The following is a 14,421-nucleotide window of genomic DNA, read 5'->3' as shown; positions in this document are numbered from 1 at the left end:
GCTTTACCAATCCATTCGTTCTTTCAGGCGCAGGATATGCTCCAGGTGATGTTTACCATGCCAGGCGTAATTGGCGGCATGGGTTTTTAAATGATGACTGGTGCCATTGGCAGGATGTACAAAAGTACGTTCCCAGTCGGCATCCGATAAGTGCTCCATCAAACTTACCCAGCGGTTATGCAGGGCATGCAGCAGGGTGATAGATACGTTTATGGGTGTAAACTTCACATCAGGAAGTTCCGCCCATAGTTGTTCCTCGTAAGGTTTTATAACCGGCTGTTCTTCTGTGAGGGCCAGCTTCATGCGGGTGTATCCGTTCATATGGCTGTCGGCCAGGTGGTGTACCACCTGCGCTACTGTCCACCCATCCGGGCGGTAAGGCGTTTGCAGCTGGTATTCGTCCAGTTGCTGCACGGCGATTTCCACCAGCTGGGGCAAATAGCGGATGTCGTTAATAAATCCCCGCAACATTTCCGGTGTGTAGTCCGGCAATGCTTCAAAGCGGCCAATAGGATATTTCAGTGATTCCATCCGTTAGGTGTTGGTTTATTCTTCGCGTAAGTCTTTCCCCGTGAGATGAATGAATACATCTTCCAGGTTCGCTTTCTTCACTTCTTTCTTTCTTTCAAAGCCGGAAGATACCAGTTTATCAATCAATGCATCGGGCGAGTCGATAGCAATAATAAGACCGCTGTCGACGATAGCGCAACGGTCGCAGAGAAATTCTGCTTCATCCATATAATGGGTGGTGATTACCACGGTGGTACCCTGGCTCCGCACCTGCTGGATCAGCTCCCACAAGTTGCGGCGGGCCTGTGGATCCAGGCCGGTAGTGGGTTCATCCAGGAAAATGATCTGTGGTTTATTGATGAGCGTAGTGGCAATGGAAAACCGTTGTTTCTGGCCACCGGAAAGTTCTTTGAATTTTGCTTTGGCTTTATCTTCCAGGTTAAACATCCCCAGGAGCTTCATGGGCTCCACGGGCTGGTTATAAAGGCCGCCAAACATTTCTATGAGTTCTGTGAGATTTAGTCCGGGGTAATAGCCGGAACTCTGGAGCTGTACGCCGATGATCTTTTTAATATCGTTGGGGTCTTTGTCGAGGTCATAACCTCCCACCATCACTTTGCCGGCTGTTTTTTCCCGGAGGGTTTCAATAATTTCCAGGGTAGTGGATTTACCGGCGCCGTTGGGGCCCAGCAGGCCAAAGATCTCTCCTTCAAACACCTCAAAGCTGATTCCTTTTACCGCGGTAAACTCCCCGTATTTTTTTACCAGGTTGCTTACCTCAATGATCTTTTTCTTTTCCATGGGGCCAAATTACAGAAAGAATGCGAAAAAAAAGAGCCTCTGAACGAAGGGGACGGCCGGTGGCTGTCCCCCTTCGTTTCAATTATTGCTTGATAAACACCTGCGTAAAGAAGGTAATCCTCCCCTTATCGGCGGTGCCGATACCAATGAGCGTATAATCGCCCAGCATATTTTTGCGGTGCCCCGGGCTCTTGATCCATCCATTTACCACGGCTTCGGCGTCGAGGGTGCCATAAGCTACGTTTTCAGCGGCGCTGGCTACGCGGCCCATCTTTTTGGATACGTTGGCTACGCGTTCCTCAAATCCCTCATGACCAAAACCTGTGCTGCCGTTGGCCATATCCCGGCTGTGGCGGCGGGCCTGCTGACTGATGGTCGCATCCAGCTGTAAAGGCTTCAGCCCTTTGGACTGACGGAACTTGTTGGTGTAGTAAAGAATCTGGTCATCCATGCTGGCACCTGCATTACTGCTGTCTGCCGCATGAGTGGCACGTGAACACGCGCTAACCTGGAAAACGGCCAACAGGGCGACTAATAATGCAATGATCCGCTGGTTCTTCAAAATCGACATAGAAATAAAATGGTTAATAATTAAAAATGAATAAAGAGTACTAATATGACTATTAAAACCAGGCCAGGTTTAGCAAGCCGGGTGCCAGAAATTAAAAACGGTGTATAATGGACATTTTGTATCCGCTATACACCGTTTTTTGTAATATTTTTTTAAGCCTACTCGTTCATGATCCGCTGCCAGGTATCCATCATTGTTTTGGACCCTATAAAGATGGCCATCCGCTGGTGCAGCTGTACCGGTTTCAACTCCAGGAGCCGCTGTTTACCGTTGGCCATGGCCACGCCGCCCGCCTTTTCCATGATAAACGACATAGGATTGCACTCATAACAAAGCCTTAACCGGCCTGCCGGGTACTTACCAAAAGCCGGGTACATGAAAATACCACCCTGGATAAGGGTACGGTGTATTTCGGCCACCATACAGCCCACAAACCGGTGGCGGTAAATACGGTCATTTTCATTCCTCGCCATAAAATGATCGATCGATTTACGGATTTTCTGCTCGTATAAGTGGTAATAACCCACATTAACAGAGAAAATATCGCTGTCGGGCGGACATTTCAGGTTGGGATGCGACAGGCAAAACTCCCCGATAGACGGGTCCAGGGTGAACCCCTGCACACTGCGGCGGGTAGCATATACCATCATGGTAGATGAACCATAAATAATATACCCGGCGGCAATCTGCTTGGTGCCCGGCTGCAGGAAATCCTCCAGTTCACATTCAGAGCCCTCCGGCGTAAGCCGGCGGTACACCGAGAAAATGGTACCGATAGATACATTCACATCTATATTGCTGGAACCATCCAGGGGATCCAGTAACACCACGTATTTCGATTTTTTGGAATGCTCATCATGAAAAGGAATAAAGTTTTCATTTTCTTCTGAAGCCACGCCACAGCAGTAAATACTGGTTTCCAGTGAATCAATGAACTGCTCATTGGCAAATTCATCCAGCTTCTTTACTGATTCGCCCTGCACGTTGGTCCGGCCGGCTTCTCCCAGGATGTCGGCAATACCGGCTTTGTTTACTTCCACATTTACCCTTTTAGCAGCGAGGCCGATATCACGCAGTAAACCGGATAACTGACCGGTGGCTCCCGGGTAATTCCGTAACTCCTGGATAGTAAATTCATCCAGTGTCATTACTTTTTGCTTAAGATTCATAACGTTAGGTTGTATGGGCGAATTTAGTCAATTGAAACTATTTTAACGGAACTGTCATTTATCTGCAAACAGATTTTAAAACAATTCTAAACTTGTCTTACTTTGCCGAATAATTTTTTAAAAGAAGATAAACTATCATATGAAGGTTTTCAAGTTTGGTGGCGCAAGTTTAGAAAGTGTTGAACGTATCCGGCAGGTGGCTCAGATTGTACAGTCATTTCCGGACGAAAAACTCCTCATTGTTATTTCTGCCATGGCTAAAACAACCAATGAGCTGGAGAAAGTAGCACAAAACTTTTTCCTGCGCAAACGGGAAATTGCCGCGCAGCTTCTCTTTAACATCGAGGAGCAACATGTGAATGTAGCCGAAGCCTTGCTGGGAACAAAGGATCATCCATTATTTATCCAACTGCAGCAGTTTTTCACCGAAGCTGAATGGACACTGGGCGAAAAACCCCTACGCACCTATGATTACTATTACGATCAGCTGGTGAGCCTGGGTGAACTGCTCAGCACCTCTATTGTAAGCGCCTTCTTTAACAACGTGGGTATCCACAATACCTGGCTGGATGTGAGAGATATTTTCCGTACAGACGACAACTTCCGCGACGCCAATATCGACTGGATCTATACCCAGCGGCAGGTAACCGAAAAGGTGGTTCCCCTGTTCAGCAACACCAATATAGTAATTACACAAGGCTTCATTGGCAGCACCGACCAGAACGAAAGCGTTACGCTGGGCCGGGAAGGCAGCGATTACTCCGCCGCCGTTTTCGCCAATATGCTCGATGCCGAAAGCCAAACCATCTGGAAAGATGTGGAAGGATTGAAAAATGCCGATCCAAAACTGTTCCCCAACACCGTGAATATACCGGAGATCAGCTACAGCGAAGTGATAGAAATGGCCTACTATGGCGCCCAGGTGATCCACCCGAAAACCATTAAACCACTGCAGAACAAACAGATCCCCCTGCTGGTGAAATGTTTCCTGGATAAAAACCTGCCCGGCACCATCATCAGGGAAACCGCAGATGTAAAACAGCTGCCCCCTATCATTGTGCTGAAAAAGAACCAGGTGTTGCTGAATATTACCTCTAAAGACTACTCTTTTATCACAGAAGATAAGATCAGCGACATCTATGAGATCTTCCACGGGCTAAAGGTGAAAATTAACCTGATGCAGAACGGAGCCATCAATTTCTCCTGCTGTATAGATAATAACCCGGAGAAGATAGAACTCCTGATCAAAACGCTCCACGAGCAGTTTAAAATCGTTTACAACGAAGGACTGGAGCTGCTTACCGTTCGTTATTACCAAACCGGCCTACTCGAAGAACTCAGCGACGGTCACACAATATTATTAGAACAACGTTCAACCGCCACCATACAGCGTCTCTGGAAAAGATAAATTTATCCAGTAAAAATATTATCACCCTTCGTGCAACTTTTTTCGTACCCGTTCGTCTTTAGTAAAAATGTGGTATGAAAAAAGTTGCTATCGTTTTAAGCCTGAGTACCGTGGTGATGCTGATCATAGCATGCGGAGGGAAAATGGTCAACCGTGGCTACCTTTCCGCCAGCAACCCGGATGAATTGCCTATTTACCTGATCACCCTGGGATATTTCAGGGAAACACCTGCTTGTCCCACTACCCCATCGTCGTGTATGATGAATAAAACAACAGAGATGCCCCTCGGCAAAATACAGGATGTTTTAAGATCGGCGCTTCAATACTACCAGGAAAACTGCAGCAGGAAATAACAGACCCCCTTTTTTGGTACTAGCTTTTGAGAAAATTTACAACGGAAACGATAGTATGAGAACAATCATCGTAGCCCTGGGAATGCTTTTTATTGGTGTGCACGATACCCTGGCACAACAATCCAATTCCACAGGAAAAATAACACTGACAATTACAGACCATGAAGGCAAGCCGCTCCCCTTTACCAGCGTAATGGTGAGGAATATCAAAGATTCTTCCCTCGTAAAAGGAGAACTGACCACTACCAACGGCAGTTGTGCCTTTGAAAAAATAGCCTTTGGCCATTATTTCATCCAGGCCTCCCAGATGGGATACAACACCACCTACAGCAAAACATTTCAACTCAACGCCGCTCATAAAAACATTACCCTGGATACCATCCGCCTGAACACTTTAGGCAAAAACCTCCAGGCCGTGAATGTAACCGCCCAGAAACCTTTTATTGAAAGTTCTGCCGGGAAAACAGTCATGAACATCGAGAACAGCGTGAGTGCCGCCGGCAATACCGCGCTGGACCTGCTCCGCCGCGCACCGGGAGTACAGGTGGATAACAACGAAAACGTAACCCTGAAGGGGCAAAGCGTTACGGTAATGATCGATGGCAAACTGACCTACCTCAGTGGCGAACAATTAACCAATCTCCTGAAAACAACACCCGGAGAAAGCATTGCTTCCATTGAAATATTAACCAGTCCTTCTGCCAAATACGATGCCTCCGGTAACGGCGGTATCATCAACATAAAAACTAAAAAAGGAAAAATGACCGGGATAAATGGTAACGTGAATGCTACCCTTACCCAGTCGAGATACGGCCGCTATGGTATTTCCGGTAATGTTAACTGGAGAACGGAAAAATTCAACCTGTTCGGTAATTTCGACCAGGGCGACTATCCCCGCCAGGTTACCCGCGTATACAGCCGGAACGTAAAGGAAAACGATGGCAGCTCCACCTATCTTCAGCAGAATATATTTCAGCGTAACCGCTTTAAAAATAACTACCTGAAAATAGGAATGGATTACTTTATCACTGATAAACAAACCATCGGCGTACTGGCCAACGGCTATAAAAACGCCTTTAGTAACCAGATCTACAGCAATGCCGACCTTGGCCGGGTTAATATGCCGGCAGATTCCACCGTGAACTCCCTTACCACCAACAATAACAAGTTCGATAACATTGCACTTAACCTCAACTACAAACTGATCCTGGATACTGCAGGCGGAAGGGAAATCAGTTTTGATGGGGACTATGCACAGTTCAACAACCACCGCTTTATGCAGCTGAATGACAGCCTGTATGACGCCAAAACACAGTTGAACCGCAACCCCAACAGCATCCGCACCACCGGAGGTACACAGGTAATTATCAAAAGCCTGAAAGCAGATGTAAGCTGGCCGCTCGGCAAGGAAGGTAAACTGGAAGCCGGCGCTAAAACCAGCTTCGTTACCACCACCAACGTATTGCAATTCGACTCTTTGTTTCATGGTGGCTATAAACCTTCTCCCGGATTAAGTGACCGCTTTAACTACCAGGAAAATATTTATGCCGCATACGCCACTTACAAAAAACAAATACATAAAACGAATCTGCAGCTGGGGCTGAGGGTAGAGAACACCGAATCTACCGGGACTTCTTTTACGACCGGAACAAATGTGAAACGCTCTTATGTCGACTTCTTTCCAAACATCAACGTGGAGCAAAAGCTGAATGATAAAAATAAGCTGAGCCTGGCCATGTCGCGCAGGATAGAAAGACCGCAGTACGGTCAGCTGAATCCATTTATGTTTTACCTGGACAAGTATACCTACTTCCGGGGGAATCCTTACCTGCGGCCGCAATACAGCAACATCGCAGAAGTTGCCTATACGTTCAAAGACAAATACATCGCCACTTTCCGCTATAGCCGGATTAAAGATATGATGGAAGAATTCATTACACAGGACGACAGTACCAAAGCCTCCATCAGCACGGAACGCAACTATGATAAAACAGATATTTACAGCATCCTGTTTACGCTGCCTTTCCAGTTTACAAAATGGTGGACCAGCGACAACAACGCAGATTTCTCCTATAACAAATACCGTTTTGAAGATCCCGTAACGAATGATCCTTATTACCGCTATAACTTCAATTATTATATCAGCAGCACAAATACTATTACTCTTCCGAAAGATTTTAAGGTAGAAGTAATGGGCTACTATAACTCGCCTTTTATTTTTGGGATTTTCAGGGGCTATGCACAGTATAACCTGAACCTGGGCGTTCAGAAAATGTTCCTGAATAAAAATGCCACCGTAAAACTGAGCTATAACAATATCCTGCGGAATGAAAGCTATCGCGGGGCCGCAGAATTTGCCAACCTGAACATGAGCATCTTCAATACCTGGCAGTTCCGCACGGTGAACCTTTCTTTCAGCTATAAATTTGGCAGTGCCACCATTAAAGCGGCCCGTGAAAGAAAAACCGGTACCAGTGATGAACAGAATCGCGCAGGTTAAACCAGGATACGCATCATTTGCTGAATCAGCGCCATCATAGCAGTAGGATATACACCCAGCCCTATTAACAGTATGGTTAAAATCACCAGGGTAATATTACCGGCCATGGGCAGGGCCGGTATCACCGTTGTTTGTTGCCCTTTTGCAGGCACCGCAAACATAGCCGCCACCAGCCGGATATAGTAATACAACCCGATCACACTGTTAATCACCAGCATAAACAACAGGAACCACTGGTGCCCGTCCACGCCCGCCAGCACCACATAAAACTTACCGATAAAACCGGCGGTAAGCGGAATGCCCGCCAGCGATAACAGCATCGCCGTAAATACGGTGGCTACCCAGGGGTACCGCCAGAACAGCCCCCTGTAATCAGCAATCGTTTCCGCATCCTGCGAACTGCTAGACATTACAATCACCACCCCAAAAGCGCCGATGCTTGTAATAAAATAAGCTACCAGATAAAATGCCAGCGCCTCCAGCCCGGTTTGCACACCCGATAAAAAAGCAACCAGGATGTAGCCCATATGCGCAATAGAAGAATAGGCGAGGATACGTTTAATATTCTGTTGTGTGAGTGCCAGCCAGTTGCCCGCAAACATTGACGCTACCGCAATAATAGCTACTATCCACCACAACATCGGGTAGTCGTTCCCGTGAATGTCCTGGTAAAAGCGGATCAGCAACACCAGCATGGCTCCCTTGGAAACCGTGGCAATAAACGCCGCCACCGGCAACGGCGCGCCCTCATAAATATCCGGCGCCCACATATGAAAAGGAACAATGCCCAGTTTAAAACCCACGCCTATCAGCATCAAACCAAAACCCGCCATCACGCTCACCGGCAAATAACCTGCCTCACGTAAGGCTGCCCCTATTCCCGGGAAATCCATATGGCCTGTAAAGGCATACACCAGCGCCATTCCAAACAGCAGGAAAGCAGACGACAACGCCGCCAGCATCAGGTATTTAATCCCCGCTTCATCAGACCGCTCACGGGCACGCAGGTACGCAATTAATCCGTATAAACTGATGCTTAGTATTTCCAGTCCCAGGAACAGCGACATAAAATGACGGCTTACCACCAGCACCAAAGCACCGATAGTAGCCAGGATCAGGAGAATGTAGTATTCTTCCTTCCGCTCTTCCCTTTCTTCAAAATAATTAAATGACAACAACAGGATAATAAACCCCGACACGAGGATCAACCCGGAATTAAAGAGTGAAAACTCATCGATCACCAACAGCGGTGGCACGGGATGAGGAATATACTTAATGGCAGGAATCACCGCCGCCATCGCCATACCAAAAGCAAGAAGGGAAAAGCTGTACACGATGCGGTGATTACGCCAGGCTGCAACCAGCAACATGGCTATCACTGCCGCAGCACATAGGGTGATCAGCGGCCCCAGACTTAAAAAATCAGCGAACGACATAGTCAATGTTTTGGGAAGTATTCAATACCGGTTGCGGATGGAAGCCCAGCCAGCATATCACTATTACCAATGCTATTATGATCACCAGCTCACGCCCGTTCAGATCGGGCATGGCATATTGCCGGTCGCACGGACCGAAGAAAACTTTCTGCATAATACGCAGCGAATACGCCGTTGCTACCACCAGGCCAATAGTAGCCAGGATAGTGAGCACATGATTGGCCTGCCAGCTACCCAGCAGCACCAGGAATTCCGCTACGAAATTGCCTAATCCCGGTAACCCGAGAGAGGCCATCACAAAAATCATGGCAGCGCTGCCCATCATGGGAAGCCGCAGCCAAAGCCCACCCATTTGCCGGAGGTTGCGGGTATGTATGCGCTCATACAACGCGCCCGCAATAATAAATAACGCACCTGTACTAATGCCATGTGTGATCATTTGCATCACTACGCCCTGGTAAGCAATTTCATTCAGGGCAAAGGCGCCCAGCAGTACAAAGCCCATATGGCTTACGCTGGTGTAGGCAATCAGCCTTTTAAAATCCGTTTGCGCATAGGCCAGCATGCCCCCATACAGGATACCAATTACCCCCAGCAACATGGCCACCGGTGCTATGTCTGCTGCAGCAGTGGGAAACAGCGGCAACACAAACCGGAGGATACCGTAAGCGCCCGTTTTTAGCAGCAGCCCCGCCAGCACCACGCTGCCTGCAGTAGGCGCTTCCGTATGCGCATCCGGCAACCAGGTGTGAAAAGGTACTGCCGGCAGCTTTACCAGGAAGGCGATCAGGAAACCCAGCATCAGCCATCGCTCCATAGAAGGCGTCATAGGCGTATTCAACAGCTCAAAATAATTAAACGTATATACATTAGTGTTAGCTTTATGCACAAAGTAAAGACCGAGTATTGCCAGCAGCATCAGCAAGCCTCCCGCCTGTGTGAACAGGAAAAACTTGTTGGCCGCATACTCCCGGTGTTCATGTCCCCAGATACCAATCAGGAAGTACATGGGGATCAGCATCATCTCCCAGAAAAAATAAAACAGGAAAAGATCCATCGTCAGGAAAACGCCTGTGATACCACAAAGCACAAACAACAGGTTAAAGTGAAAGAACCCCACCCTCGTTTGGATTTCCTTCCAGGAAATTAATACCGCCAGCGCCCCCAGGAAAAATGTCAGCGCCAGCATCAGCATACTTAAACCATCCATCGCCAGGTGCAGGCTGATACCGAAATGAGGTACCCAATCCATCCGGAACTGGTACCACCAACGGCTGCTGCTACCCGTATGCTCCATCCATACCCCTGCGATAATGCCGAGGTTCACCAGCAGGCTGCATAGGGCTATCCACCGGCTGGCAGCGTGGCTTTTCACGCCAGCCACCCACGACAATAACGCCGCGCCAAAAAGGATCAATATCAATACCAGCAATATCATAATTGTTCGTTTAATCGTTCGGGTTATATGTATATCCGCCAGATCAGCACTGACAATATCGCCACCGCACCCAGCACTACGCCAAGTATATACCATCTCAGCAAACCACTCTGCGTACGTGCGAGCACGTTATGACACCATTCCATAAACGCCGCCAGCCCGGTATAAAACGTGTCTATCAGATCCCTTCTGTTGATACGCGACAGGTACACAAAGGGGCGTACCAGCAGCACATTGTACAATTCATCAAAGTCCCATCCCCTGCTCCAGTAGCCACGCAGCCACATAATAGCAGGCATTTCCAGGAAATCAGACATGCCTTTGGGATGCTTCACTACCCAGGCATACGCCAGCCCGATGCCGCCCAACGCCAGCAAGGCCGATAAGGCCTGTGAAGTCCATTCCATAGAAAGACTTTCATGCAGTACCGTCACCGCCGGCAATACCGGTTGCAGCCAGTTGCTGAACAACGTTACATGCCCCATCGTATGGGGCAATTCTATAAACCCGGCAACCGTAGATAATACCGCCAGGATATACAGCGGGATCATCATACTGCTCCCCGGCCGGTGATGCACCTTTGTTTTCTCTTCTCCATAAAATACCAGGAAAAACATGCGGAAAGTATACATACCCGTGAGTAACGCACCCAGCAGCGCCGCCAGCCAGAAGCCAATATGACCACCGGCAGCGGACCACGACAACCAAATGATCTGGTCCTTGCTGTAAAAGCCGGCTGTTATAAAAGGAATAGCCGCAAGGGAAGCACAGCCAACCAGGAATACCCAGTAAACGCCGCGCAACTGCTTTTTCAATCCTCCCATCTTAAACATATCCTGCTCGTGATGCAGCGCTACAATGATAGCGCCTGCGGCCATGAACAGCAACGCCTTGAAAAAAGCATGCGTAACAAAATGAAATACCGCCGCCGACCATGCGCCGCAGCCCAATGCCAGGAACATATACCCGATCTGGCTCACCGTGGAATAAGCCAGCACCCTTTTAATATCCGTTTGCACCAGCGCGCTGAAACCTGCCAGCACCAAAGTGATAGCGCCTATCACGGCAGTAGTGGTTTGCGCCGCCGGCGCCAGTTCAAATAAAGTATGCGTACGCGCAATGATATAAACCCCTGCCGTAACCATGGTGGCGGCATGTATCAACGCACTCACCGGCGTAGGGCCCGCCATGGCATCCGGCAGCCAGGTCTGCAACGGCAGCTGGGCCGACTTGCCCACCGCGCCGCCCAACAACAGCAAAGCGATGATGGTTACCACTCCATCGTTCACAGACCAGATTTGTATACTGTTTTCCAATATGCCGGGAATACTCAGTGTACCGGTATACTGAAATAACATAAACAAAGCAATGGCCATCGCGGTATCGCCTATGCGTGTTACAATAAAAGCTTTCCTCGCTGCATACCCGTTGGCAGGATCTTTATACCAGAAGCCGATCAGCAGGTAACTGCAAAGGCCCACACCTTCCCAGCCAAAGTATAACAACAATAAATTATCTGCCATCACCAGCGTAAGCATGGCGCCTACAAATAAATTCATGCAGGCAAAAAAGCGGGCGTAGTCCGGATCGTCGTGCATATAACCGGATGCATATACATGGATCAGGAAGCCCACAATGGTGATCACCAGCACAAATACCACCGACAGCGCATCCATCCGGAAATCGAAACCTGTTTTAAACCCACCGGCTTCCAGCCAGTTGCCGACATGCTGAACAATCGCCTGTTCACCATTTGCGGCAAATTGCATAGCGATGATAATAGCCACTATTGCAGCCAGTCCGATACTGCCGCATCCGATTACGGTAACGCCTATACGGTCGATACGCTTCCAGCCCAGCATGAGCAGGAAGGCGCTGATAAAAGGAATGAGCGGTATGAGTGCAGGAAACATACAATTGAATATTTTATCCGTTCATTTTTGCTGCTTCGTCGCTGTCCAGTGTTTTGAGCTGATGATATAACTGTAAGATCAATGCCAGTCCTACCGATACTTCTGCCGCCGCCATCGCCAGGATAAAGATGAACATCACCTGCCCGTCTGCTGTACCCCAGTGAGAAGAAGCCACAACAAAGGCCAGTCCTGCTGCGTTCAGCATTATTTCCACCGACAGCAACATAAAAATAATGTCGCGGCGAACCAGTATACTGATCAGCCCCAGCACAAATAAAACGCCGGCAAGCAGCATGCCCGCTGTGGTAGGATGTACTATCATGATTGATTATTTTCAAGGAACCGGTGCAATGTTTTCTCTTTCTGACGCCCTAAGTGGTAAGCCCCTACAATGCCCGCCATCAGCAACATCCCGGTAAGCTCCACCGCCAGGATATAAGGGCCGAACAAAGCAATGCCCACCTCCTTCGGATTCACGATCTGAATACCTGATACGGGCTGACGGTTCTGCAACACCAGGAAAACAAGCTCTCCAAGCAGGATGATACAAAGCAGCGATGGAAAGATCCAGATGCGCGGCTTCAGCCATAGCCGCTCCTGCGCGGCCGACTCTTTTCCCAGGTTCAGCATCATCACAAAAAAGATCAGCAATACCATAATGGCGCCCGCATACACAATCACTTCCAATGCCGCCATAAAAGGCGCGCCATAGAGATACAACACCACTGCCACCGCCAGTAAAGACACTACGAGATATAACAAGGCATGCATAATATTGTACCGGGTGATCACCATCACGGTAGATAACACTGCAATCAATGCAGCAATATAAAATGCAGTTCCTATCATGGTATCAGGCTTTTAATATCTACCGGTGGTTCTTCGTGTTGTGCATCGCCTTTGTCTTTTCCGCGAATGGCCATACCGGCTATATTGTAATAATTATAACCTGGATATTTGCCTTCACTGTTGATGAGCAGGTCCTCTTTTTCATATACCAGGTTCTGACGGTTATATTCTGCCATTTCAAAATCGGGCAATAACTGTATCGCGTAGGTAGGACAAGCCTCTTCGCAGAAACCACAGAAAATACAGCGGGAGAAATTGATCCGGAAAAACTCCGGATATCTTCTGCCCGATTCATCTTCCGTTGCCAGAAGGGAGATGCAGTCTACCGGGCAGGCCGCGGCACACAGGTAGCAACCTACACATCGTTCGCCTCCATCCGGATCGCGGGTTAACGCAATGCGGCCCCGCCAGCGGGCCGGCAACGGCGCCCGCTGTTCAGGGTACTGAAAGGTTTCCCGCTTGTGGAACATGTGCAGGAATATCAGCCACATACTTCTTACCAGACTAAACATGTTTTTTGTTTTAAGTATTTAACCACAGCTTAATGGCAGCTGTTACCATCAGGTTTAAAATCGATAACGGAAACAATACCTTCCATCCATACTCCATCAACTGATCATACCGCGGCCGCGGCATAGATGCCCGGAACAGGATGAACAACATGATAAAGGCAAACGTTTTTATTACAAACCATAATACCGGCGGCAGAAAAGCCGGTCCAAGCCAGCCGCCAAAATAAAGCGTTACCAGCATGCCGGAGATCAGCGTTACGCCCAGGTATTCACCGATGAAGAACATACCGAACTTCATCCCGGAATATTCCGAGTGAAAGCCTGCTACCAGCTCACTCTCCGCCTCCGGGATATCGAAAGGTAAACGGTGTGTTTCCGCTACGCCTGCCACCAGGAAAATGAGGAAGCCGATAAACTGCGGGATAATAAACCAGACCTTCCGCTGTGCCTCCACTATTTCGCCCAGATTAAAAGAACCACTCAGTACCACCACGCCCATCAGCGCCAATCCCATAAACACCTCATAGCTGATCATCTGCGAAGCCCCGCGCATAGCGCCCAGCAACGCATACTTGTTATTGGAAGCCCAGCCGCCCAACACTACACTGTATACGCCCAGTGAAGACATGGCCAGGAAAAACAACAGGCCGATATTCAAATCCGCCACCACAATTCCTGGTGCAAAAGGTATCACCACAAAGCTCATGAGCACACTCAGCATCACTACGCCGGGCGCAAATACAAACACTACTTTATCGGCAAATGGCGGAATCCAGTCTTCTTTAAAAAACAACTTGATAGTATCTGCCAACACCACCAACAGCCCGAAAGGCCCTGCCCTGTTGGGACCGTAACGGTCCTGCCACAGCGCCAGCATCCGGCGCTCCACCCAAATGAGACCGGCCGCCGTATTTAACAGTGCAAAAAGCACCCCGCCTATTACCCACCAAATGTTTATCAT

14 protein-coding genes are annotated in these 14,421 nt (G+C 48.6%); 3 read left to right on the top strand and 11 right to left on the bottom strand.

Annotated features, from left to right (window positions below; genetic code table 11):
• Positions 1 to 3: 3 nt before the first annotated feature.
• The 4 genes from QFZ51_RS14385 to fbp form a co-directional block, all read right to left on the bottom strand.
• A complete protein-coding gene (locus QFZ51_RS14385; RefSeq protein ID WP_429046693.1) occupies positions 4 to 531 on the bottom strand; it encodes a YfiT family bacillithiol transferase in 528 nt (175 codons plus the stop codon).
• A gap of 15 nt (positions 532 to 546) precedes the next feature.
• A complete protein-coding gene (locus tag QFZ51_RS14380) occupies positions 547 to 1,311 on the bottom strand; it encodes an ABC transporter ATP-binding protein (protein ID WP_079468105.1) in 765 nt (254 codons plus the stop codon).
• An 82-nt stretch (positions 1,312 to 1,393) separates the two neighbouring features.
• Complete coding sequence (locus tag QFZ51_RS14375) at positions 1,394 to 1,882, bottom strand: CAP domain-containing protein (protein ID WP_200817195.1); 489 nt, start codon at positions 1,880 to 1,882, stop codon at positions 1,394 to 1,396.
• A gap of 158 nt (positions 1,883 to 2,040) precedes the next feature.
• Positions 2,041 to 3,051: a class 1 fructose-bisphosphatase gene (fbp, locus tag QFZ51_RS14370; RefSeq protein ID WP_429046692.1), complete on the bottom strand. Its 1,011-nt coding sequence runs from the start codon at positions 3,049 to 3,051 to the stop codon at positions 2,041 to 2,043.
• A 139-nt stretch (positions 3,052 to 3,190) separates the two neighbouring features.
• On the opposite strand from fbp, the gene QFZ51_RS14365 reads away from it, so the two are divergent.
• The 3 genes from QFZ51_RS14365 (at position 3,191) to QFZ51_RS14355 (ending at position 7,312) form a co-directional block, all read left to right on the top strand.
• A complete protein-coding gene (locus QFZ51_RS14365; RefSeq protein ID WP_429046691.1) occupies positions 3,191 to 4,459 on the top strand; it encodes an aspartate kinase in 1,269 nt (422 codons plus the stop codon).
• A gap of 74 nt (positions 4,460 to 4,533) precedes the next feature.
• The gene (locus QFZ51_RS14360; RefSeq protein WP_429046690.1) at positions 4,534 to 4,812 is read left to right on the top strand and encodes a hypothetical protein; all 279 of its coding nucleotides are present in this window, start codon (positions 4,534 to 4,536) and stop codon (positions 4,810 to 4,812) included.
• A 55-nt stretch (positions 4,813 to 4,867) separates the two neighbouring features.
• Entirely contained in the window at positions 4,868 to 7,312 is a 2,445-nt protein-coding gene (locus tag QFZ51_RS14355; RefSeq protein WP_429046688.1) for an outer membrane beta-barrel protein, read from the top strand.
• Here the strand turns inward: QFZ51_RS14355 and QFZ51_RS14350 are convergent.
• The 7 genes from QFZ51_RS14350 to nuoH are packed head-to-tail and all read right to left on the bottom strand — an operon-like array spanning position 7,309 to position 14,421.
• Complete coding sequence (locus tag QFZ51_RS14350; RefSeq protein ID WP_370911357.1) at positions 7,309 to 8,748, bottom strand: NADH-quinone oxidoreductase subunit N; 1,440 nt, start codon at positions 8,746 to 8,748, stop codon at positions 7,309 to 7,311. The two genes, QFZ51_RS14355 and QFZ51_RS14350, sit on opposite strands and share 4 nt — an antisense overlap.
• A complete protein-coding gene (nuoM, locus tag QFZ51_RS14345; RefSeq protein ID WP_429046685.1) occupies positions 8,735 to 10,186 on the bottom strand; it encodes an NADH-quinone oxidoreductase subunit M in 1,452 nt (483 codons plus the stop codon). Before nuoM ends, QFZ51_RS14350 begins: the two co-directional genes overlap by 14 nt.
• Positions 10,187 to 10,209: 23 nt before the next feature.
• Entirely contained in the window at positions 10,210 to 12,099 is a 1,890-nt protein-coding gene (nuoL, locus tag QFZ51_RS14340) for an NADH-quinone oxidoreductase subunit L (protein WP_429046684.1), read from the bottom strand.
• Positions 12,100 to 12,112: 13 nt separating this feature from the next.
• Positions 12,113 to 12,421 (bottom strand): NADH-quinone oxidoreductase subunit NuoK, encoded by a 309-nt coding sequence (nuoK, locus tag QFZ51_RS14335; RefSeq protein WP_079468113.1) that lies wholly within the window; start codon positions 12,419 to 12,421, stop codon positions 12,113 to 12,115.
• On the bottom strand, positions 12,418 to 12,948 hold the full coding sequence (gene nuoJ, locus QFZ51_RS14330; protein ID WP_370911354.1) for an NADH-quinone oxidoreductase subunit J: 531 nt from the start codon (positions 12,946 to 12,948) through the stop codon (positions 12,418 to 12,420). Before nuoJ ends, nuoK begins: the two co-directional genes overlap by 4 nt.
• On the bottom strand, positions 12,945 to 13,460 hold the full coding sequence (gene nuoI / locus QFZ51_RS14325) for an NADH-quinone oxidoreductase subunit NuoI (protein ID WP_429046682.1): 516 nt from the start codon (positions 13,458 to 13,460) through the stop codon (positions 12,945 to 12,947). Before nuoI ends, nuoJ begins: the two co-directional genes overlap by 4 nt.
• A gap of 10 nt (positions 13,461 to 13,470) precedes the next feature.
• Positions 13,471 to 14,421, bottom strand: a complete 951-nt coding sequence (gene nuoH, locus QFZ51_RS14320) for an NADH-quinone oxidoreductase subunit NuoH (protein WP_370911352.1) — start codon at positions 14,419 to 14,421, stop codon at positions 13,471 to 13,473.

The sequence above is a fragment of the Chitinophaga sp. W3I9 genome, from assembly GCF_050434025.1.
Lineage (GTDB): Bacteria > Bacteroidota > Bacteroidia > Chitinophagales > Chitinophagaceae > Chitinophaga.
Note: the sequence above shows the minus strand (reverse complement) of the source record. Positions and strands in the feature narration are given on the sequence as shown.